Annotated in this window: 21 protein-coding genes; 17 read left to right on the top strand and 4 right to left on the bottom strand. The window is 67.6% G+C overall.

The features are described 5' to 3' along the window. The first annotated feature begins 21 nt into the window (after positions 1-21). Both pdxS and pdxT read left to right on the top strand, forming a co-directional pair. Positions 22-924, top strand: a complete 903-nt coding sequence (pdxS, locus tag FVP33_RS04115; protein ID WP_147782362.1) for a pyridoxal 5'-phosphate synthase lyase subunit PdxS — start codon at positions 22-24, stop codon at positions 922-924. After that, on the top strand, positions 914-1,513 hold the full coding sequence (pdxT, locus tag FVP33_RS04110; RefSeq protein ID WP_147782361.1) for a pyridoxal 5'-phosphate synthase glutaminase subunit PdxT: 600 nt from the start codon (positions 914-916) through the stop codon (positions 1,511-1,513). The genes pdxS and pdxT overlap by 11 nt, the downstream gene beginning before the upstream one ends. Before the next feature lie 310 nt (positions 1,514-1,823). Here the strand turns inward: pdxT and FVP33_RS04105 are convergent, their stop codons facing one another. Beyond that, positions 1,824-2,096: a DUF2277 domain-containing protein gene (locus FVP33_RS04105; protein ID WP_147782360.1), complete on the bottom strand. Its 273-nt coding sequence runs from the start codon at positions 2,094-2,096 to the stop codon at positions 1,824-1,826. A 92-nt stretch (positions 2,097-2,188) separates the two neighbouring features. On the opposite strand from FVP33_RS04105, the gene FVP33_RS04100 reads away from it, so the two are divergent. The 9 genes from FVP33_RS04100 to FVP33_RS04060 all read left to right on the top strand — a co-directional run bounded on the left by FVP33_RS04100 (position 2,189) and on the right by FVP33_RS04060 (position 11,320). Then, positions 2,189-2,950 carry a YebC/PmpR family DNA-binding transcriptional regulator gene (locus FVP33_RS04100; RefSeq protein ID WP_147782359.1) on the top strand — a complete coding sequence of 254 codons (762 nt, stop codon included), beginning with the start codon at positions 2,189-2,191 and terminating at the stop codon, positions 2,948-2,950. Between the two features lie 16 nt (positions 2,951-2,966). After that, positions 2,967-3,545 carry a crossover junction endodeoxyribonuclease RuvC gene (gene ruvC / locus FVP33_RS04095; RefSeq protein ID WP_187270570.1) on the top strand — a complete coding sequence of 193 codons (579 nt, stop codon included), beginning with the start codon at positions 2,967-2,969 and terminating at the stop codon, positions 3,543-3,545. Next, on the top strand, positions 3,542-4,183 hold the full coding sequence (gene ruvA, locus FVP33_RS04090) for a Holliday junction branch migration protein RuvA (protein ID WP_147782357.1): 642 nt from the start codon (positions 3,542-3,544) through the stop codon (positions 4,181-4,183). Before ruvC ends, ruvA begins: the two co-directional genes overlap by 4 nt. After that, complete coding sequence (gene ruvB / locus FVP33_RS04085) at positions 4,180-5,229, top strand: Holliday junction branch migration DNA helicase RuvB (protein ID WP_187270566.1); 1,050 nt, start codon at positions 4,180-4,182, stop codon at positions 5,227-5,229. The genes ruvA and ruvB overlap by 4 nt, the downstream gene beginning before the upstream one ends. 74 nt (positions 5,230-5,303) lie before the next feature. Next, on the top strand, positions 5,304-5,735 hold the full coding sequence (gene yajC / locus FVP33_RS04080) for a preprotein translocase subunit YajC (protein WP_147782356.1): 432 nt from the start codon (positions 5,304-5,306) through the stop codon (positions 5,733-5,735). Positions 5,736-5,834: 99 nt separating this feature from the next. Continuing rightward, the gene (gene secD / locus FVP33_RS04075) at positions 5,835-7,568 is read left to right on the top strand and encodes a protein translocase subunit SecD (RefSeq protein ID WP_147782355.1); all 1,734 of its coding nucleotides are present in this window, start codon (positions 5,835-5,837) and stop codon (positions 7,566-7,568) included. Continuing rightward, positions 7,568-8,557 carry a protein translocase subunit SecF gene (secF, locus tag FVP33_RS04070; RefSeq protein ID WP_147782354.1) on the top strand — a complete coding sequence of 330 codons (990 nt, stop codon included), beginning with the start codon at positions 7,568-7,570 and terminating at the stop codon, positions 8,555-8,557. Before secD ends, secF begins: the two co-directional genes overlap by 1 nt. Before the next feature lie 33 nt (positions 8,558-8,590). Next, positions 8,591-8,929, top strand: a complete 339-nt coding sequence (locus FVP33_RS04065) for a rhodanese-like domain-containing protein (protein WP_147782353.1) — start codon at positions 8,591-8,593, stop codon at positions 8,927-8,929. Positions 8,930-9,022: 93 nt separating this feature from the next. Continuing rightward, positions 9,023-11,320, top strand: coding sequence for a RelA/SpoT family protein (locus FVP33_RS04060; RefSeq protein WP_147782352.1), 2,298 nt, complete (start codon positions 9,023-9,025; stop codon positions 11,318-11,320). Here the strand turns inward: FVP33_RS04060 and FVP33_RS04055 are convergent. The 3 genes from FVP33_RS04055 to FVP33_RS04045 form a co-directional block, all read right to left on the bottom strand. Continuing rightward, a complete protein-coding gene (locus tag FVP33_RS04055; protein WP_147782351.1) occupies positions 11,317-11,877 on the bottom strand; it encodes a type IV toxin-antitoxin system AbiEi family antitoxin in 561 nt (186 codons plus the stop codon). The two genes, FVP33_RS04060 and FVP33_RS04055, sit on opposite strands and share 4 nt — an antisense overlap. 85 nt (positions 11,878-11,962) lie before the next feature. Continuing rightward, positions 11,963-13,195, bottom strand: coding sequence for a DUF349 domain-containing protein (locus FVP33_RS04050; protein WP_147782350.1), 1,233 nt, complete (start codon positions 13,193-13,195; stop codon positions 11,963-11,965). Between the two features lie 99 nt (positions 13,196-13,294). Continuing rightward, the gene (locus FVP33_RS04045) at positions 13,295-14,104 is read right to left on the bottom strand and encodes a peptidylprolyl isomerase (protein ID WP_147782349.1); all 810 of its coding nucleotides are present in this window, start codon (positions 14,102-14,104) and stop codon (positions 13,295-13,297) included. 123 nt (positions 14,105-14,227) lie between these two features. Here FVP33_RS04045 and FVP33_RS04040 point away from each other — a divergent pair, with 123 nt between their 5' ends. From FVP33_RS04040 to ruvX, 6 genes are all read left to right on the top strand, one after another. After that, positions 14,228-15,559: a replication-associated recombination protein A gene (locus tag FVP33_RS04040; RefSeq protein WP_147782348.1), complete on the top strand. Its 1,332-nt coding sequence runs from the start codon at positions 14,228-14,230 to the stop codon at positions 15,557-15,559. Between the two features lie 136 nt (positions 15,560-15,695). After that, positions 15,696-16,325 carry a 30S ribosomal protein S4 gene (gene rpsD / locus FVP33_RS04035; RefSeq protein ID WP_147782347.1) on the top strand — a complete coding sequence of 210 codons (630 nt, stop codon included), beginning with the start codon at positions 15,696-15,698 and terminating at the stop codon, positions 16,323-16,325. Positions 16,326-16,400: 75 nt separating this feature from the next. Beyond that, positions 16,401-16,766 carry a DUF948 domain-containing protein gene (locus FVP33_RS04030; protein ID WP_147782346.1) on the top strand — a complete coding sequence of 122 codons (366 nt, stop codon included), beginning with the start codon at positions 16,401-16,403 and terminating at the stop codon, positions 16,764-16,766. A 60-nt stretch (positions 16,767-16,826) separates the two neighbouring features. Continuing rightward, positions 16,827-17,057: a hypothetical protein gene (locus FVP33_RS04025; RefSeq protein ID WP_147782345.1), complete on the top strand. Its 231-nt coding sequence runs from the start codon at positions 16,827-16,829 to the stop codon at positions 17,055-17,057. Positions 17,058-17,105: 48 nt separating this feature from the next. Next, a complete protein-coding gene (alaS, locus tag FVP33_RS04020) occupies positions 17,106-19,760 on the top strand; it encodes an alanine--tRNA ligase (RefSeq protein WP_147782344.1) in 2,655 nt (884 codons plus the stop codon). 3 nt (positions 19,761-19,763) lie between these two features. Next, positions 19,764-20,225 (top strand): Holliday junction resolvase RuvX, encoded by a 462-nt coding sequence (gene ruvX, locus FVP33_RS04015; RefSeq protein WP_147782343.1) that lies wholly within the window; start codon positions 19,764-19,766, stop codon positions 20,223-20,225. Positions 20,226-20,227: the final 2 nt, after the last annotated feature.

The raw sequence follows: 20,227 nt of genomic DNA, 5'->3' as shown, positions 1-20,227 counted from the left end.
GAGGCATCAGAGAGGCGACAAGTGAACGACAGCGAAACCACCGAGACCCTGGGTTCGAGCCGCGTGAAGCGTGGGCTTGCGGAGATGCTCAAGGGCGGTGTCATCATGGACGTCGTGACCGCCGCGCAGGCGAGGATCGCGGAGGATGCTGGGGCCGTCGCGGTCATGGCGCTCGAGCGTGTTCCGGCCGACATCCGTTCCCAGGGTGGCGTGGCGCGGATGAGCGACCCGGACCTGATCGAGTCGATCATCGCCGAGGTGTCCATTCCGGTGATGGCGAAGGCGCGCATCGGCCACTTCGTCGAGGCGCAGGTGTTGCAGGCGCTCAAGGTGGACTACATCGACGAGTCCGAGGTGCTGTCACCGGCCGACTACGTGAACCACATCGACAAGTGGCCGTTCACCGTGCCGTTCGTCTGCGGAGCCACGAATCTGGGTGAGGCACTGCGCCGCATCAACGAGGGCGCGGCGATGATCCGTTCTAAGGGCGAGGCGGGCACCGGGGATGTCTCGGAGGCGACCAAGCACATCCGCACCATCCGCTCGGAGATCGCGGCGTTGACGGCGAAGAGCCACGACGAGCTGTATGTCGCGGCGAAGGAGCTGCAGGCCCCGTACGAGCTGGTGCTGGAGATCGCACGCACCGGCAAGCTTCCCGTGGTGCTGTTCACGGCCGGCGGGGTTGCGACCCCGGCCGACGCGGCGCTGATGATGCAGCTGGGCGCCGATGGGGTGTTCGTCGGCTCGGGGGTCTTCAAGTCGGGCAACCCGGAGGCCCGCGCGGCGGCGATCGTGAAGGCGACGACATTCTTCGACGACCCCACGGTGATCGCGGACGCGTCCCGTGGACTCGGCGAGGCGATGGTCGGCATCAACGTGTCCGACCTGCCGGCACCGCACCGCCTCTCCGAACGTGGCTGGTAAGCCCGCACCGATCGTCGGCGTGCTCGCCCTCCAGGGCGATTTTCGCGAACACATCGCCGTGCTCCGCTCCCTGGGGGCGGATGCCCGGCCGATTCGTCGACCGGAAGAGCTTGCCGAGGTCGCCGGTCTCGTGATTCCCGGCGGCGAGTCCAGCGTCATGGACAAGCTGTCGCGCACGTTCGGGCTCGCGCAGCCGCTCAAGGACGCCATCCGGTCCGGGCTGCCGGTGTACGGCACCTGTGCGGGGCTGATCATGCTGGCAGACCGACTGCTCGACGGCATCAACGGCCAGCAGACCCTCGGCGGGCTCGACATCGCCGTGCGACGAAACGCGTTCGGTTCCCAGCTCGACTCCTTCGAGACCGACCTCGAGATTCCGGTGCTGGGGGATCCGCCGCTGCACGCGGTCTTCATCCGCGCACCCGTCGTCGAAGAGGCGGGAGCGAGCGTCGTGCCGCTCGCGACTCTGGCCGATGGCCGCGTGGTGGCGGTCGAGCAGGGCAACCTGCTCGGCACCTCGTTTCACCCCGAAATGACCGGCGACACCCGGTTCCACGAGCACTTCCTGCGGATGATCGCGGCCGCCTGATCCGCAGCGCTCAGAGCCCCTCCCCGTCCCGCGTTCTGAAAACGCAGGAGATCCGAAGCGAGAGCGCGGTTCTTGGACCAATGCACCGCCGTGCCGCTCGAATCTCCTGCGTTTTCGGATGGCGGAGGCGGAGCGCGTCGCGCGTCGGGTCGCGCCGGGCATACGTTCGCGGCGGGGGATGCGGTGTGGTGGAGCGGGCTACGACTCCGTCCGCGAGCACATTTCCCCGCCGCCGGGCCGGATTTCTCCCGCCGCGCGGCTCGACCGGCGACACCCGGTTCCACGAGCACTTCGCGGTTTTGGGGGCGGCTCAGGAGGTCGCGAACCGCTTGGCGCTGCGCTCTCTGGCCTTCGCCGCCTCGATCTCGCGATCCTTCGGCGGCGTCGTGGCGACCAGGTCCGCCAGAAGATGCTGCGTGACGTGAGCGATCTCGTGAACGGCGCGATCGAAGGCTTCCTGATTGACCCGGGCCGGCTTCGTCGATCCGCTGATCTTGCGCACGTATTGGAGCGCAGCGGCCCGCACCTCGTCCTCGTTGGCGGCGGGTTCGAAATTATGCAGAGTGTGGATGTTTCGGCACATGCAGCGAGGCTAGAGCGGGTCGGGCATCCGATCAAGCCTGTCGGACCATCGGTGTCGGGGTCTGTATTGCGGCACTGGGTAGAATGTTGAGCATGTCAGGCCACTCCAAATGGGCAACCACCAAGCACCAGAAGGCGATTAAAGACTCTCGCCGTGCGAAGTCGTTCGCCAAGCTCATCAAGAACATCGAAGTCGCAGCCAAGCTCGGGGGTGCCGACCTCTCGGGCAACCCGACCCTGGTCGACGCGATCCAGAAGGCGAAGAAGACTTCTGTCCCCAACTCGAACATCGATTCGGCGGTCAAGCGCGGCTCCGGCCAGCTCGGCGAAGCCGTCGACTACCAGACGATCATCTACGAGGGCTACGCCGCGGGCGGCGTCGCGCTGCTCATCGAGTGCCTCACCGACAACCGCAACCGCGCCGCGGCGAACGTGCGCACCATCATGACCCGCAACGGTGGCACGATGGGTGATCCGGGCAGCGTGGCCTACAACTTCAGCCGCAAGGGTGTGATCTCGGTCACCAAGACCGACTCCGTGACCGAGGACGACATTCTCGCGGCCGTTCTGGACGCCGGAGCCGAAGAGGTCAACGACCGCGGCGCCGGCTTCGAGATCGTGACCGAGGCGCACGATCTCGTCGCGGCGCGCACCGCGCTGCAGGAGGCCGGCATCGACTACGACTCGGCCGACGTGGAGTTCGTGCCCGGTCTCACCATCGCCGTGGACGCCGAGACCGCGCGCAAGGTGTTCCGCCTCATCGATGCCCTCGATGACGACGATGACGTGCAGAACGTCTACGGCAACTTCGAGGTTCCGCCCGAGGTGCAGGCCACGCTCGACGAAGACGAGTAGCGAAGCGGTGGCCAGCATCAGGGTGCTCGGTATCGACCCTGGGCTGACCCGGTGCGGCGTCGGCATCGTGGACGTCACCGCCTCGCGGAAGGCGACCCTCGTGGAGGTCGCGGTCATCCGCACGCCGCACGAGATGCCGCTCGAGCAGAGACTGCTGCACCTCGGCAACGAGATCGAACGCCTGCTCGACACCCACAAGCCGGACGCCGTCGCGCTCGAGCGGGTGTTCGCCCAACACAATCTGCGCACGGTGATGGGCACCGCCCAGATCAGCGGCGTCGCACTTCACCTCGCAGCGAAGCGCGGGCTCGTCGTCGGGCTGCACACGCCGTCCGAGGTGAAGGCCGCGATCAGCGGCTACGGCTCGGCGGACAAGAAGCAGGTCGCGACCATGGTCGCGAGAGTGCTGGGCCTCGCCGAGTTGCCGACTCCCGCGGACGCCTCGGATGCGCTGGCCATCGCGATCTGCCACGCCTGGAAGCGCGGCGCGGCCGTCGCGGGACCAGCGGGCTCGCTCACCCCGGCGCAGCAGGCATGGCTCGCCGCGGAGAGAAACGCGTCGAAGTCGGCCCCCAAACGTAGGCTGGGAGCATGATCTCTTCTGTTCGCGGCGTCGTGCTCGCGGTGGCCGGAACGACGGCGGTGATCGAGGTCGGGGGAGTCGGGCTCTCGGTGAGCGTGACTCCGCAGCATGCCCTCTCACTGCGCGTCGGTTCGGAGGCGCTGGTTCGCACCGCCCTCATCGTGCGCGAAGACGACCTCTCGCTCTTCGGCTTCGTCGACACCGATGAACTCGCCGTATTCGACTTGTTGCGCGGGGTGACGGGGGTCGGCCCCAAGTCGGCGATGGGCGTGCTCGCGGCCATGACGCCGACCCAGGTCGCCTCGGCCGTGGCCACCGAGGACGACGCGGCCTTCCGCAAGGTCTCCGGCATCGGCCCGAAGACCGCGAAGCTCATCGTCGTCTCGCTCGCCGGAAAGATGCAGGCCATCACGACGTCGGCGGTGCGGGCGCCGATGGTTCGCGCGACCGTGAGCGACAACGTGCTCGTGGCCCTGGTCGGTCTCGGCTGGTCGGAGCGTGTCGCGGCCCAGGCCGTGGATGAGGCGCTCGCCAGCGCAGACGGAGATGAGACGGCGACGGTGCCGGCCCTGCTGCGCCTCGCCCTCACCCGGCTCGGACCCCAGCAGCCGCTGAGCGCGGCCTCCGCACGCGGATCGAGCGGCCGGTGAGCGACTCGGAAGACCTGTCCGTCGCCATCGTGCGCCCGACTCCGGAGTCGGATGCCGAACTCGCGTTCGAGGGCGCACTGCGCCCCAAGACCCTCGCGGAGTTCGTCGGGCAGGCGAAGGTGCGCGCTCAGCTCCAGCTGCTGCTGCAGGCGGCGACGCTGCAGAACCGCACTCCGGACCACATTCTCCTCGCGGGCCCTCCTGGCCTCGGCAAGACGACCCTGGCCATGATCGTGGCCCAGGAGAGCGGGCGTCCGTTGCGCATGTCGAGCGGCCCGGCAATCCAACACGCCGGTGACCTCGCCGCTGTGCTCTCCTCGCTGGTTCCGGGCGAGATCCTGTTCATCGACGAGATCCACCGCATGGCGCGCTCCGCAGAGGAGATGCTCTACCTGGCGATGGAGGACTTCCGCATCGACATCATGGTGGGCAAAGGGGCAGGGGCGACCTCCATCCCGCTCGATCTGGCTCCGTTCACCCTCGTCGGCGCGACCACCCGGTCCGGCCTGCTCCCGAACCCGCTACGCGACCGCTTCGGCTTCACCGCTCACCTCGAGTTCTACTCGGAGGCGGAGCTCGAACAGGTACTCGTTCGCGCCGCGGCCCTGCTCGACCTGCCCATCGACCGCGCGGCCCTCGCCGAGATCGCCGGGCGCTGCCGGGGCACACCGAGAATCGCGAACCGGCTGCTGCGCCGGGTGCGCGACTACTCCCTCGTGCACGAGAGACACGGGCTCGAGGCGGTGCACGCCGCGCTGTCGCTATACGATGTCGACGAGCTCGGCCTCGACAGGCTCGACCGCGCGGTGATGGACATCATCCTCACCAGGTTCGACGGCGGACCCGTCGGTCTCAACACTCTTGCCGTCTCTGTCGGCGAGGAGGCCGAGACCATCGAATCAGTCGTCGAACCGTTCCTCGTGCGGATCGGACTGCTCACTCGCACCCCTCGGGGCAGGGTTGCGACACGGGCGGCGTGGAAGCATTTCGGCCTGTCGAGCGCCAGCTCGAGTGCCAGCGTCGGGCTCTTCGGGGATGACCTATAATTCAAGTTGGTCCTCAGCACGCAGGGTTAGACTCCCCGTGTTTCCCCCCTCAGCGCTTGGAAGGTTCTACCCCCATGAAGTTCGACCCCACTCTCATCCTGATCGCCGTGGCGCTGGCGGTATTCGTCTTCTTCCAGTTCCGTTCGTCGCGCAAGCGTGCCAAGGAGACCGCCGCCCGCCAGGCCGCGATCGGCGTGGGCGTGGAGATCATGACGAACTATGGCCTGTACGGAACGATCCTCTCGATCGATGAGGACACCAACGTCGCCCTCATCGAGACGACCCCCGGAACGGTGCTCAAGATCCACCGCCAGACGATCCTCAAGGTTGCCGACTACGCGCAGCCGGAGGAGACGGACACCGAGGCCGTCGTCGAGGAGGAGCCTGCGGAGATCCAGCTCAACGAGGACAACGCGATCGTGGCCGGTGAGCCGGAATTCGGTGAGCGCGTCGAGCCCGAGGCGAAGAAGCCGGTGCGCAAGCCGAAAACCGAGCCAGGCGAGTAACCACTAACCTGATGACTGCTCGCGTGCGACCTGCGCGCCGGGCCTGAAGTGTGTCGGTGGCCGAGTTCCGCAGCGCACGCGTAGAAAGCTGAGTTACCTGTGGCAAGATCGACCCCGGTCAAGAAGGCTCTGCGGTCTCTGACCTGGCTTCTGGTGATCGTTGCGGGCCTGACCGCGATCAACGGTGGGGCGGTGCTCTGGAATCACGCGTCGTGGGCGCCGAAGCTCGCCCTCGACCTCGAGGGCGGCACGCAGATCATCCTCTCCCCGGTGGTGGCCAACGGTGCGTCGGCCCCGTCGAGCCAGCAGCTCGAGCAGGCGGTGGCGATCATCCGCCAGCGCATCGACGCGAGCGGCGTGTCCGAGGCGGAGATCAACACCCAGGGCAGCCAGAACGTGGTCGTCTCCATCCCGGGAATCCCGGACCAGGCCACCATCGACCGCATCGAGTCCTCGGCCAAGCTCGAGTTCCGTCCGGTGCTCGTCTCGGAGCAGGCGCCCACGAGCGCGGTTGGCACGCCGAGCGCGACGCCGACCCCCGGCGCGTCTGACACCCCGCTGCCGTCGACGCCGAGTACGAGTCCGACGAACGCGAGCGACCTGGCGTGGGTGACCCCGGCGCTGCAGAAGCAGTTCAACGACTTCAGCTGCGACAAGGTCGACGCGGCCGGCACCAACGTGGCCGACCCGAAGAAGCCGCTCATCACCTGTGACGACACCTCGACCTACAAGTACATCCTCGGCCCGGTCGAGGTGGCGGGCGAGACGATCAGCGACGCGACCAACGGCCAGGTCACCAACTCACAGGGTGCGAGCACGGGCAAGTGGGCGGTCAACATCGTCTTCAATGCCAAGGGCACCAAGCAGTTCGCGGAGGTCACGACCCGGCTCGACGCACTCACCGGCGTGCGCAACCAGTTCGCCATCGTGCTCGACGGCCGCATCATCTCGGCCCCCACCACCAACGCCGTGATCACCGACGGCAAGCCGCAGATCACCGGATCCTTCACGCAGGCGAGCTCCAAGACGCTCGCCGACCAGCTCAAGTTCGGTGCGCTGCCGATCGGCTTCAAGGTGGAGAGCAAGGACATCATCTCGGCCACCCTCGGGTCGAGCCAGCTGCAGAGCGGACTGCTCGCGGGCCTCATCGGCCTCATCCTCGTGGTGCTGTACTCGTTGCTGCAGTACCGCACCCTCGGCCTGCTCACCGTGGCGTCGCTCGTCGTCGCCGCCGTGATCACCTACCTGGTGGTGGTGCTGCTGTCCTGGCGGGAGGGCTACCGGCTCTCGCTCGCCGGTGTGGCGGGCCTCATCGTGGCCATCGGTATCACGGCCGACTCGTTCATCGTCTACTTCGAGAGAATCCGGGACGAGTTGCGGGATGGGCGGCCGCTCGAGTCCGCGGTCGAGGCGGGCTGGAAGCGCGCCATCCGCACCATCGTCGCCTCCGACACCGTCAACTTCCTGGCCGCGGCGATCCTCTTCATCGTGGCCGTCGGAAACGTCAAGGGCTTCGCCCTGACCCTCGGGCTCACGACGATCGTCGACCTGGTCGTCGTGGCCCTGTTCACCCACCCGATGCTGCAGATCATCGCGAGGCGTCCGTTCTTCGCCGAAGGGCACCGGTTCAGCGGCCTCGACCCGAAGGCGCTCGGAGCCATCTACCGCGGACGCGCGACCTTCCGTGACCCGGTGAACGTGTCGGCGAGCAAGAAGGCCTCGGTGAGCCGCGAGGTGCAGAAGCGCCAGACCATCGCCGAGCGCAAGGCGGCAGAACTCGAATCGCAGGGCGCCTCCACGTCCAGTAAGAGCCCCAAGGGGAAGGATTCCTGATGGCCAGCTTCGCCCAGTTCGGAAATGACCTCTACACCGGTAAGCGCTCGTACAACATCGTCGGCCGTCGAAAGATCTGGTACGGCATCGCCGCGGTGATGATCCTCGCCGCGATCGTGATTCCGATCCTCCGTGGCGGGTTCATCTTCGGGATCGAGTTCCGTGGCGGATCGCAGTTCCAGGTCTCCCACACCACCGACCTCAGCCAGCCGTTCGCCAGCGATACGGTGACCAAGGTCGCGCCCGCCTCCAACCCGCGCGTCTCGATCGTCGGTGGCGACTCCGTACGCATCCAGACCGATCAGCTGTCGGACACGGAGAGCGTGAAGATCCAGCAGGCCCTCGCCTCCGCGTACAACGTGCCGGTGAAGAACGTGACTGCCTCGTTCATCGGGGCCACCTGGGGCCAGGACATCACCCGTCAGGCACTCACCGGCCTCGTGATCTTCGTCGCCCTCGCGGCGATCGTGATGGCACTGTATTTCCGAACCTGGAAGATGTCGCTCGTCGCCATCGTGGCCCTGCTGCACGACCTGATCATCACGGCCGGCTTCTACGGAATCTTCGGCATCGAGGTGACGCCGGCGGCGGTGATCGGTTTCCTCACCATCCTCGGCTACTCGCTCTATGACACCGTCGTGGTGTTCGACAAGATTCGCGAGACCACGAGCGAAGACGGTGCGGAGTCCCGCCGCACCTTCGGCGAATCGGTGAACCTCGCCGTGAACCAGACCCTCGTGCGCTCGATCAACACGTCGATCGTGGCCATCCTGCCGGTCGGAGCCATCCTCTTCATCGGCGCCTTCGCGCTGGGGGCCGGGACTCTGCGCGACATCTCGCTGGCCCTCTTCGTCGGCATCATCGCCGGGACGTACTCGACAATCTTCATCGCCGCCCCGCTCTATGCGCACCTGCGCAGCGGGGAAGAGGCGATCAAGAAGCGCGACAAGCGCACAAACGCGGTGCGCCAGGCGAGCGTCACCAGCTAACAACACCGGCCAGACACAGCAGGAGAACAGAAGATGAAGCAGTTCAGCGAGGTCAGCGCCGCCGAGGCGATCGCGCTCACCGCCGACGGCACGATGCTGCTCGACGTGCGTGAGCAGAACGAGTGGGATCGCGGTCATTCCCCGGTCGCCACACTCGTGCCTATGTCCATGCTGCCTGAGGGACTCGAGGGCGTTCCCACCGACCAGCGGGTGCTCGTGGTCTGCCACGCCGGCTCCCGTTCGGTGCGCGTCACCAACGCCCTCCTCGATGCCGGCTACGAGGCCGTCAACGTCGTCGGCGGCATGGTGGCGTGGACGGACGCCGGCGGCGAAATCGTCGCGGATGGCGTCGACGCTCCTCGCGTCGACTGAGCCGCCCAGCCATGCGATCCGCGGTAGCGCCCACAGCGAACCGGGCGATGGGGCGCATCTCGCGGTGATAGTTTGGCTGCAGGAGGTGGAGCGATGACGGAAACGACGACGCCCAGTTCCCTCACGCCGGCGTCAGGCAGCTCGGCCGGAGCCACGATCTCCCCGTCGCTGCGCACACTTCTGCCTCGCATCTTTTCGCGGGCCCAGCCCGTCGGTGCTGTCGACCTGCTGATCAAGACGGCCAAGCTGCACCATCCGAAGGCCGACCTGGGAATCATCGACCGGGCCTATGCGGCGGCCGAACTCGCGCACCGCGGGCAGCTGCGCAAGAGCGGCGAGCCGTACATCACCCACCCGGTGGCCGTGGCGCAGATCCTGGCCGACCTCGGCATCGGTCCGAAGACCCTCGCCGCGGCGCTGCTGCACGACACCGTCGAGGACACCGAATACACCCTCGACATGCTTCGACACGACTTCGGCGATGAGATCGCCATGCTCGTGGATGGCGTGACCAAGCTCGACAAGCTCAAGTACGGCGACAGCGCGCAGGCGGAGACCGTGCGCAAGATGGTCGTCGCGATGTCCAAGGACATCCGGGTGCTCGTGATCAAGCTCGCCGACCGCCTGCACAATGCGCGTACCTGGGGCTTCGTGCCCACCGAATCCGCGACGAGGAAGGCGCAGGAGACCCTCGAGATCTACGCGCCGCTCGCGCACCGGCTCGGCATCCAGACCATCAAGTGGGAGCTCGAAGACCTCTCCTTCGCGGTGCTCTACCCGAAGATGTACGTCGAGATCGAGAACATGGTCAAGCAGCGAACCCCGCAGCGCGAGGAGTTCGTGCAGCAGGTGATCGATGCGGTCAACGACGACCTCAAGGCGTCGAAGATCAAGGGCAAGGTCGTGGGCCGCCCCAAGCAGTACTACTCGATCTACCAGAAGATGATCGTGCGAGGCCGCGAGTTCGACGAGATCTACGACCTGGTCGGCATCCGCGTGTTGGTCGGTTCGGTGCGTGACTGCTACGCCGTGCTCGGCTCGATTCACGCCAGGTGGAACCCGATTCCCGGGCGCTTCAAGGACTACATCGCCACCCCCAAGTTCAACCTCTACCAGTCGCTGCACACCACGGTGATCGGGCCGAAGGGCCGCGCGGTCGAGATCCAGATCCGCACGGACGAGATGCATCAGCGCGCCGAGTTCGGTGTCGCTGCGCACTGGAAGTACAAGGAGCGGGTGAACGGCGGCAAGGGTGCCGCGAGCGATCTCAGCGACGACGGCGACATGGCGTGGCTCGCGCACATCACCGACTGGCAGGCGGAGACGGCGGACCCCAACGAGTTCCTCGACTCGCTGCGGTTCGAGATCGGGGCCAAGGAGGTCTACGTCTTCACCCCCCAGGGCAAGGTGATCGGCCTTCCCGCGGGTGCCACCCCGGTGGACTTCGCCTACGCCGTGCACACCGAGGTCGGCCATCGCACCATGGGGTCCAAGGTGAACGGTCGTCTGGTGCCCCTCGAGAGCACGTTGTCGAGCGGCGATGTCGTGGAGATCTTCACCTCCAAGAACCCGGATGCCGGGCCGAGCCAGGGCTGGCTCAACTTCGTGAAGAGCCCCCGCGCGCGCAACAAGATCAAGCAGTGGTTCACCAAGGAGCGGCGCGAAGAGGCCATCGAGCAGGGCAAGGATGCGATCGCCCGCGCCATGCGCAAGCAGAACCTGCCATTGCAGAAGCTCATGAACCAGGACTCCTTCAGCGAGGTCGCCGCCCAGATGCGGTACGAGGACATCTCCGCGCTCTACGCCGCGGTGGGCGAGGGGCACGTCTCCACCCAGTCGGTGCTGGAGAAGGTACTCGCCACCCTCCACACCGAGGCCGAGACCGAGGATGCGGAGATCCCGTACCCCACGAAGGGTCGCAGCAAGGCGCTCCGCAACAGCGACTCCGGCGTGCTGGTGCGCGGCGCGCCCGACATCCTGGTCAAGCTCGCCAAGTGCTGCACACCGGTGCCCGGCGATCCGATCGTCGGCTTCGTCACCCGCGGCGCCGGGGTGTCCGTGCACCAGGCCGACTGCCACAACGTGACGTCCCTGCTCAACGAGCCGGAGCGCATGGTCGACGTGGAGTGGGCACCCTCATCGTCGAGCATCTTCCTGGTGCAGATCCAGGTCGAGGCGCTCGATCGCGCCGGGCTGCTCTCCGACGTGACGCGCGTGCTCTCCGAGAACCACGTCAACATCCTGTCGGCGACGGTGTCGACCTCGAGCGATCGTCTGGCCTTGAGCCGCTTCGTCTTCGAGATGGGCGACACCACGCACCTCGACGGAGTTCTCAACGCCGTTCGACGCATCGACGCCGTCTACGACGTGTACCGGGTCAGCGCCGGCTAGATTTGCCGAAGCGACGCCGCGGCGACCAGCCGCGCGAGGGCGAGGCGCTTGTCCGGCAGATTGCGCCGCCGGTTGAGCAGTTCGGCGCAGTCCTCGACGCCGAAGCCCCCGATGCGCATCAGCTCGGCCACGAGCGGCAGGTCCCGGTCGCGAAAGACCGGGGAGCAGCGGGCGAGATCCACCGCGGTGCGCAGCGGGGTCGTGACCGCCAGCCCGGCCATCTGCAGCAGGTCGCCGTCGTCGATCACCACCTCGCGCACCGACATGCGCAGCGCGATCGTCGGCCGGGTCCTCGCCTCGATGCTCACGCAGAACTGGTGCACCGGCGGGGGAGCGGGCTGCGCGCCCAGCACCCAGGCGGCGGTGTGCTGCTCGGCGATGAGCCGGCGCGGAAAGCTCGCGAGCAGCGCCAGCGCGCGATGTTGGGTCGCCTCGAACTCGTCGAGCGGGCTGAAGCACTCGTCGACGGCGTAGACCTCCCCGTCGAGGCGGGCGGCCGTCAGTTCCGCGAGGGGGAGGTCGACGCGCGAGAGCACGCGGGGAAGCCGTTGCGACATCCCTCCATGGTCGCGACCGCCGACGGATGCCGATGGCCGCCGCCCGGAACTGTGGAGAGAGCCCGGTACGGTGAGGCGGGGAAGGCTACGAGCCGATCACCTTGAGCCACGCCTTGCGCGCCTCGAGGGCCTCTTCGGCATCCTTGATCTTCTTGGCGTTTCCGCCGGCCTTGGCCTCGGCGAGCTCCCGCTCCAGCTTGGCGATCGCGTCGTGAAGCTGGCTCGCGAGCCCCTCCGAACGCGCGATGCGCTCCGGGTTGCTCTTCTGCCAGTGGTCCTCGTCGAGCTTGCGCACGGCGGTCTCCACCTTGCGCAGCCGGTCCTCGATGGGCTTCACCTTGTCTCGCGGAACCTTGCCGATGGCATCCCAGCGGCGCTGGATCGACAGCAGGGCCTCGCGGGCCTTCACCCGGTCGGTCTCGGCGATGAGCGGCTCGGCCTCGGTCAGGAGCGCCAGCTTGAGTTCGAGGTTCGCGCTGAACTCCTCGTTGTCCTTCGCGTCTACCTCGGTCTTCGCCGCGTAGAGCGCGTCGCCGGCCGCCTTGAATTTCAGCCAGAGAGCGTCATCGAACTTCTTGCCCGCGCGTCCGGCGGCCTTCCAGTCGTCGAGCAGGCCGCGGTAGGACGGGATGCCGTCGAGGCCCTTGGGGATGAGGGCCTCGGCCTTCTCGACCAGTTCCTGCTTTTTGCTGCGGGCGTCCTTGTGCACGGAGTCGAGCTCGGCGAAGAACGCCTTGCGGTGCGTCTCGATGGTGGTACGCGCGGCCCGGAACCGCTTCCAGAGCTCGTTGCTCTCGTTCTTGGGCAGGCGGGGACCGTCCTGCTGGTGCTTCTGCCAGCGCGCGAAGATGTCGTCGAGCGTGGCGCTCACGGCCTTCCACTGCGCCTTGGCCGGGTCCTGGGCGGCGAGCGTCTCCGCCTCCACGACGAGGGCCTCACGCTCGGCGAGGGCGGCATCCGTGGCGGCCTTCGTCTCGGCGGTCTGCTTCTCGGTGAGTTCGCCGACGGCGCCGTCGAGGGCGTCGAGGCGGGTGATGAGCGACGGAAGGTCGCCGACCGCGTTGGCTCCCGCCACGGTCACCTTGAGGGCCGCGATCGTCTTCGCGACATCCGCGGCCGCCGTGCCGCGCTTGATGCGCTGCTCGAGAAGAGTCACCTGTCCGGCGAGCTCCACGTACTTACGCTGGAAGTAGGCGAGGGCCTCCTCCTTGCTGCCGTCGGGAAATTGCCCGACGGCGCGCTCTGAATCGCCTTCGCGAACGAAGACGGTACCCGTCTCGTCAACGCGGCCCCACGGAGCCTGATCGTCTGTCGCCAAAAGCCTCACCTTGCTGCTCGGGCCACTGAATCGAAAATGACCGGGTTCCAGACTATTGCACGCGGGAGGGGCCGTCAGCGGCGCTGCGGCCCCGCGCCGCTATTTAAGCGTCAGTTTCGTGATCTTGGTCGCCGCGACGGGCGCGCCGTCGGTGGTGCTCGCGGCGGTCGCCGCCACGCCCTTGCTCGCGATGGCGCTCACGAAGGCGTCGAGGCCGCCCGTGACCTTGCCGAAGACCGTGTAGCCGCCCGTTGACGTGTCGAGGGTCGTCGCGGCGTAGGTGATGAAGAACTGGGTGCTCTGGCTGAACGCGCCGGCCCCGCGGGCCATCGCGATGGTGCCCGCCGGGTAGACCCCATCGGCCGGCGCATTCTCGATCGGGCCGAAGCTGAACCCGATGTCGCCAGAGCCGTCACCATTCACCGAGCCGCACTGGATGAGGCTCGCCGTCGGACTATTGGTCAGGCGATGGCAGGTGGCCCCGGTGGTGGTGTAGAAGTTCTTCTGGGCGAGCGAGATGAACACCGATGTCGCCTGCGGTGCCGCCTTGCCGTCGAGCTCGATGGCGAGCGGCACGGAGTTGAGGTCGAGTTCGCCCGTCCAGGTGCGTCCCTGGGCGATCGTCGACGCCGGCACGTTGCCGGTGTTCTTCGTGGCCGCCGGCGAAGCGCTGGGCGATGGGCTGGCGGAGGGACTCGCCGATGTGGCCACTCCGGGTCCGGCGGTGAAATAGAGCACCTGGGTGAGGGTGGCGAGGGCCACCACCACGACAACGCCCACGACGGCCGCGATGTTGTCGCGCTTGCGCCGCTTCACCTGGTGCGTGTGCACCGCCTGACGGGCGTTGTAGCGTCGCAACCGATCGCGTGCCTCGCGTGCGTCGCGCTCGGCGTTCTTGCTCGGTGCCACGTGTCCTCCATCGGTGCCGCAGGGTGCAGGGGGTTTGCCCCCATGCACTGTATCCGAGAGTGGTCGCTGTCGCCGAAGGCGAGACCGGAGTGAGTTGACGGGGGCCGCACGTACGATTGAGGCATGGTGGATGCCCAGCTCGGCTTGCGCGCTGGCGCGACGCCCCTCGCGGTGCGGATGCGGCCGCGCAGCCTCGACGAAGTCGCCGGGCAGCGTCACCTGCTCACGCCCGGTTCGCCCCTGGTGAGCCTCGCCTCGGACAAGACCGGCGAGCAGGGTTCGGTCTCCGTGATCCTCTGGGGTCCCCCCGGCACGGGGAAGACCACGCTCGCCCAGGCGATCGCCCGCAGTTCCGGTCGTAAGTTCGTCGAGCTCTCCGCCGTGAACGCCGGTGTGAAAGACGTGCGGGAGGTGATGGAGGCGGCGATGTCGGCCAGGGACCTCTACGGCGTGTCGACAGTGCTGTTCCTCGACGAGATCCACCGTTTCACCAAGGCGCAGCAGGATGCGCTGCTGCCCGGCGTGGAGAACGGCTGGGTGATCCTCATCGCCGCCACCACAGAGAACCCCTCGTTCTCGGTGATCTCGCCCCTGCTCTCACGCTCCCTGCTGCTCACTCTCGAGACCCTCAGCGACGAGGACCTTGCCGTGCTCGTCGACCGGGCCGTGACCGACCCGCGCGGACTCGACGACCGGATCGCCCTCGATGAGGATGCCCGGGCCGCGATCATCCGGCTCGCCTCGGGCGACGCCCGCCGCGCCCTCACCGCCCTCGAGGCGGCCGCGCTCAGCGCGACATCCACCGATGACGCCGACAAGCCGGTGGTGACGGCCGAGATCGTCTCGCTCGCCGTGGACCGGGCGCTGCTGCGCTACGACCGAAACGGCGACGAGCACTACGACGTGATCAGCGCCTTCATCAAGTCGGTGCGCGGTTCGGACGTCGACGCGTCGCTGCACTACCTCGCGCGCATGATCGAGGCGGGCGAGGACCCGCGGTTCATCGCCCGCCGGGTGATGATCAGCGCGGCGGAGGACATCGGCATCGCCGACCCGCAGGCCCTCGTGATCGCCGTCGCCGCGGCCGACGCCGTGCAGTACGTGGGGATGCCGGAGGGGCGCATCCCGCTCGCCGAGGCCGTGGTCTACCTCGCCACAGCCCCCAAGTCGAACGCCGCGTACATGGCGCTGGATGCGGCGATCGCCGACGTGCGGGCCGGCAAGATCGGCCGGGTGCCGAAACACCTGCGCGACGCCCACTACGCCGGGGCCAAACGGCTCGGTCACGGCAAGGCGTACAAGTACTCGCACGACTCCGACCTCGGCGTCGTGCAGCAGCAGTACCTGCCGGACGAACTGCTCGGCACCAGCTACTACACCCCCACCGAGCACGGCAACGAGCGCGAGGTCAGGGCCCGCCTCGAGAAGCTCCGGCGGATCATCCGCGGCGAGTAGGGATCTGTTAGGATGCTCTGTGGCCCTGGGGGAGTAAACCCCGGGCGAACCCCTCTTCCCAATCTGTCCGCGCTCACGCACGGGCCCCCGCTGCGCACATCCGCTCGGTGGGGGCGAAGAGAATCGAAAGGAATCCGTGTCTACCCAGTCACGTACCCGTAGCAAGACGCGCCTGTCGCGTGCGTTGGGCATTCCGCTCACGCCGAAGGCCGCCAAGTACCTCGAGAAGCGTCCGTACCCCCCGGGGGAGCACGGCCGCACCAAGCGCAAGACCGACAGCGACTACGCCGTGCGTCTTCGTGAGAAGCAGCGCCTGCGCGCCCAGTACGGCATCCGCGAGGCCCAGCTCAAGATCCAGTTCGAGGAGGCGCGTCGCGCCGATGGACTGACCGGTGAGAACCTGGTCGAGCAGCTCGAGATGCGTCTCGACGCCCTTCTCGTTCGCGCCGCGATCGCCCGCACCACCGCCCAGGCTCGCCAGATGGTGGTGCACCGTCACATCCTCGTCGACGGCCAGCGCGTCGACCGCCCGTCCTTCCGCGTGAAGCCGGGCCAGCTCATCCACGTTCACCCCAAGAGCGAGGGCATGGAGCCGTTCCAGGTTGCCGCGGCCGGCGGTCACGTCGACGTTCTGCCGAAGACGCCCGGCTACCTCGAGGTGGAGATCGACAAGCTGCAGGCGCGCCTCGTGCGTCGCCCGAAGCGCGCCGAGGTTCCCGTGACCTGTGAAGTTCAGCTCGTCGTGGAGTACTACGCCGCTCGCTAACGCGAATACAGTGGGAGCGGATCGCCTTCGGGCGGTCCGCTCCTTCTCGTTTAACTGACACGATTGGCGGATCTCATGAGCGGTGGCGACATTGCCGGACTGATTGCCGCGGCGGTCTTCGCCGTGCTGGTCGGGCTGCTGGCCGTCCCCCTGGTGAAGCTCGGCCGAGTGCTCGACGAGACCCGCGATGCGATCCACGAGCTCAGCGCCAACGTGACGCCGATCCTCGAGGAGGCGACCGTGACGATCGGCGAGACGAACAAGCAGCTCGCCAGGATCGATGCGATCACGAGCGGGATCGCGGATGCCACCGGCAACGTTTCGTCGCTCATCGCGCTGTTCGCGGCCACCCTCGGCGGCCCGCTCATCAAGCTCGCCGGTTTCACCGCGGCGGTACGCGTCGCGATCTCCGGGCTGAAGCCGAAGTCCCGTTCGAAGTAAGCTTGATTCAGGCTTCGCTGGCGGGACATCCGTTTCGCCGCTCACGAGGGAGTAATTTTCATGAAGAACGTACTGTGGCTCATCATCGGGGTCGGCCTCGGCTTCGTCGCCGCCCACCAGTTGAACAAGACCCCAGAGGGCAGGCGGTTCTTCGATGATGTCGACAGCCGTGCCCACGAGTTCTCGAACGCCGTCATCGACGGCTACAAGGCTCGCGAGGCCGAGCTGCGGGCGGCGGTGGCGGACGCGGAAGGCGTGATCGCCGACCTGTCGAAGCGCGCCTCGAGCTAGACCCCATACCTCCCGGCCGAGTCCACTCGGCCCCCAAACCAGGACACCATGCAGACCGCTGATATTCGTCGACGCTGGCTCGACTACTTTTCCGAACGTGGCCACACGGTCGTGCCATCCGCCTCCCTCGTGAGCGACGATCCGTCGCTGCTCTTCACGGTGGCAGGCATGGTGCCGTTCGTTCCGTACCTCTCCGGTCTGGTGCCGCCGCCGTACCCGCGCGCCACGAGCGTTCAGAAGTGCATCCGCACCCTCGACATCGAGGAGGTCGGCAAGACGACGCGGCACGGCACGTTCTTTCAGATGAACGGCAACTTCTCGTTCGGCGACTACTTCAAGGAGCAGGCGATCGCCTATGCCTGGGAGCTGCTCACCACCTCCGAGGCCGACGGCGGCTACGGCTTCGCCGAGAAGGACCTCTGGGTCACCGTCTACCAGGACGACGACGAGGCCGTGGGCCACTGGAAGCGGATCGCCGGCCTGCCGGACGAACGCATCCAGCGCCTCGGCATGGAGAGCAACTACTGGTCAACCGGACAGCCGGGACCGGCCGGGCCGAGCTCGGAGATCTTCTTCGACCGCGGACCGCAGTACGGCAAGGAAGGCGGACCGGCCGCCGACGACGACCGCTACATCGAGATCTGGAACCTCGTGTTCATGCAGTATCTGCGCGGACCGGGCCAGGGCAAGAACTTCGAGATCCTCGGTGAACTGCCCAAGAAGAACATCGACACCGGCATGGGACTCGAGCGCGTGGCGTTCATCAAGCAGGGTGTCGAGAACCTCTACGAGATCGACCAGGTGCGCCCCGTTCTCGACCGGGCGGCCGAGATCTCCGGCCGGCGCTACGGTGCCGATCACGATGACGACGTGCGGATGCGCGTGGTCGCCGACCACGTCCGCTCCGCCCTCATGCTCATGGCCGACGGGGTCACGCCGTCAAACGAGGGTCGCGGCTACGTGCTGCGCCGCCTGCTGCGCCGCAGCGTGCGCTCGATGCGCCTGCTCGGCGTCGACGCCCCCACCTTCACCGAACTGTTCACGACGTCGCGCGACGCGATGAAGGCCGCCTACCCCGAGGTGGAGCACGACTTCGACCGCATCGGGCGGCTCGCCTATGCGGAGGAGGAGACCTTCCTGCGCACCCTGGTGAGCGGCACGAGCATCCTCGACCTGGCAGTGGCGAAGACGCAGAAGTCCGGGGCCCGCGAGCTGCCTGGCGACACGGCCTTCCTGCTGCACGACACATTCGGATTCCCGATCGACCTCACCCTCGAGATGGCGGAGGAGGCCGGGTTGAGCGTCGACCGTGCGGCCTTCGACGCGCTCATGCTCGACCAGCGCACCATGGCGAAGGCCGATGCGAAGGCCAAGAAGACCCTCATGGCCGACCTCTCCGTGTACAGCGCCTTCCGCGCCAAGGGCGAGACGGTGTTCACCGGCTACGACTTCCTTACCACCGATTCGACGATTCTCGGCCTGATCGTGGGCGGCGTGTCCGTCGACCGCGCGGCGGCCGGCGACATCGCCGAGGTGATCCTCGCCGAGACCTCGCTCTACCCGGAATCCGGCGGCCAGGAGGCCGACGCCGGAAGCATCGTCGGCAACGGATTCGACCTCGAGGTGCTCGACGTGCAGCGCCCGGTCAAGGGTCTCGTGAGCCACCGGGTGCAGGTGCGCTCGGGAGAGGTGAGCGTGGGAGCCGCCGCCACGAGCGTGGTGGACCCGGAGTGGCGCCGCGGCGCGACCCAGGCCCATTCGGCCACCCACCTCATCCATGCCGCGCTGCGCGAGGTGCTCGGGCCGGAGGCGCACCAGGCCGGGTCGTACAACAAGGCCGGCTACATGCGCCTGGACTTCAACTGGAGCAATCCGTTGTCCGCAGCCACGCGCAGCGAGATCGAGGAGATCTCCAACAACGCGATCCGCCAGAACCTCGAGGTGGAGACGCGCGTGATGCCGCTCGACGAGGCGCGGGCGCTCGGGGCCATGGCGCTCTTCGGCGAGAAGTACGGCGAGACCGTGCGCGTCGTGGAGATCGGCGGTCCATGGTCGCTCGAGCTGTGCGCGGGCACCCACGTGACCCGCAGTTCCGAGATCGGGCTGATCAACCTGGTCAGCGAGTCGTCGATCGGGTCGACAAACCGCCGCATCGAGTCGCTCGTGGGCATCGAGGCGTTCCGCGACCTCGCCACCGAGCGGGCGATCGTCTCCGAGCTCACCTCGAGCCTGAAGACGCCCCGCGACCAGATTCCGGAGCGGATCTCCGAACTGCTCTCCAGCCTCAAGGCCGCGGAGAAGCGAATCGCCGAGTTCGAGTCCGCGGCCCTTCTCGAACGAGTGCCGGCACTCGTCGCCGAGGCGGCCTCCATCGCGGGACTCACCGTGCTCAGCAGGCACGTCGGCGCCCTGTCGTCGTCCGACGATCTCCGGAGCCTCGTGACCGCGGTTCGCGGCCGACTCGGCGCGGAGCCGGCCGTCGTGGCCCTCGCCGCGGATGTCGCCGGCAAGCCGGCGGTGATCGTCGCCACCAACGAGGCCTCTCGTCAGCGCGGAGTCAAGGCAGGGGCGCTCGCGAAGACCGCCGCAGCCGTTCTCGGCGGCGGCGGTGGCGGCAAGGACGACCTCGCCCAGGGTGGCGGGTCGAAGCTCGACGCGATCCCGGCCGCGCTCGAGGCCATTGTGGCCGCGCTGCCGAGGTAGCGCGTGCGGCCAGGCGTACGGCTGGGAATCGATGTCGGCAAGGTTCGGATCGGCGTGGCCTCGAGCGACCCTCACGGTATGCTCGCGACCCCCGTGGTGACTGTGCAACGGGGAGACGGCGACGTCGAGCGAATCCTGGCCGAGGCCGCCGAGCGTGCCGCCATCGAGATCGTGGTCGGGTTGCCGCTCGCACTCTCCGGGGCAGACTCCGCGTCCACCCAGGATGCTCGGGACTTCGCGTCGCGAGTCGCGAGTGCCGCCACGGTGCCTGTTCGGCTCGTGGATGAACGGCTCTCCACGGTGTCAGCGCACCGCGCAATGCGCGCCACCGGCCGCAGCACCAGGAAGTCGCGGCCGGTCATCGACCAAGTCGCGGCGGTTATAATCTTGCAGCACGCCCTCGACGCCGAGAGATCCGGTGGAACACCACCCGGAGCCGCCGTCGAGCCGGACGAAGGAACGTGACT

This window comes from Lacisediminihabitans profunda, from assembly GCF_008040105.1.
Taxonomy (GTDB): Bacteria; Actinomycetota; Actinomycetes; order Actinomycetales; family Microbacteriaceae; genus Lacisediminihabitans; species Lacisediminihabitans profunda.
Note: the sequence above shows the minus strand (reverse complement) of the source record. Positions and strands in the feature narration are given on the sequence as shown.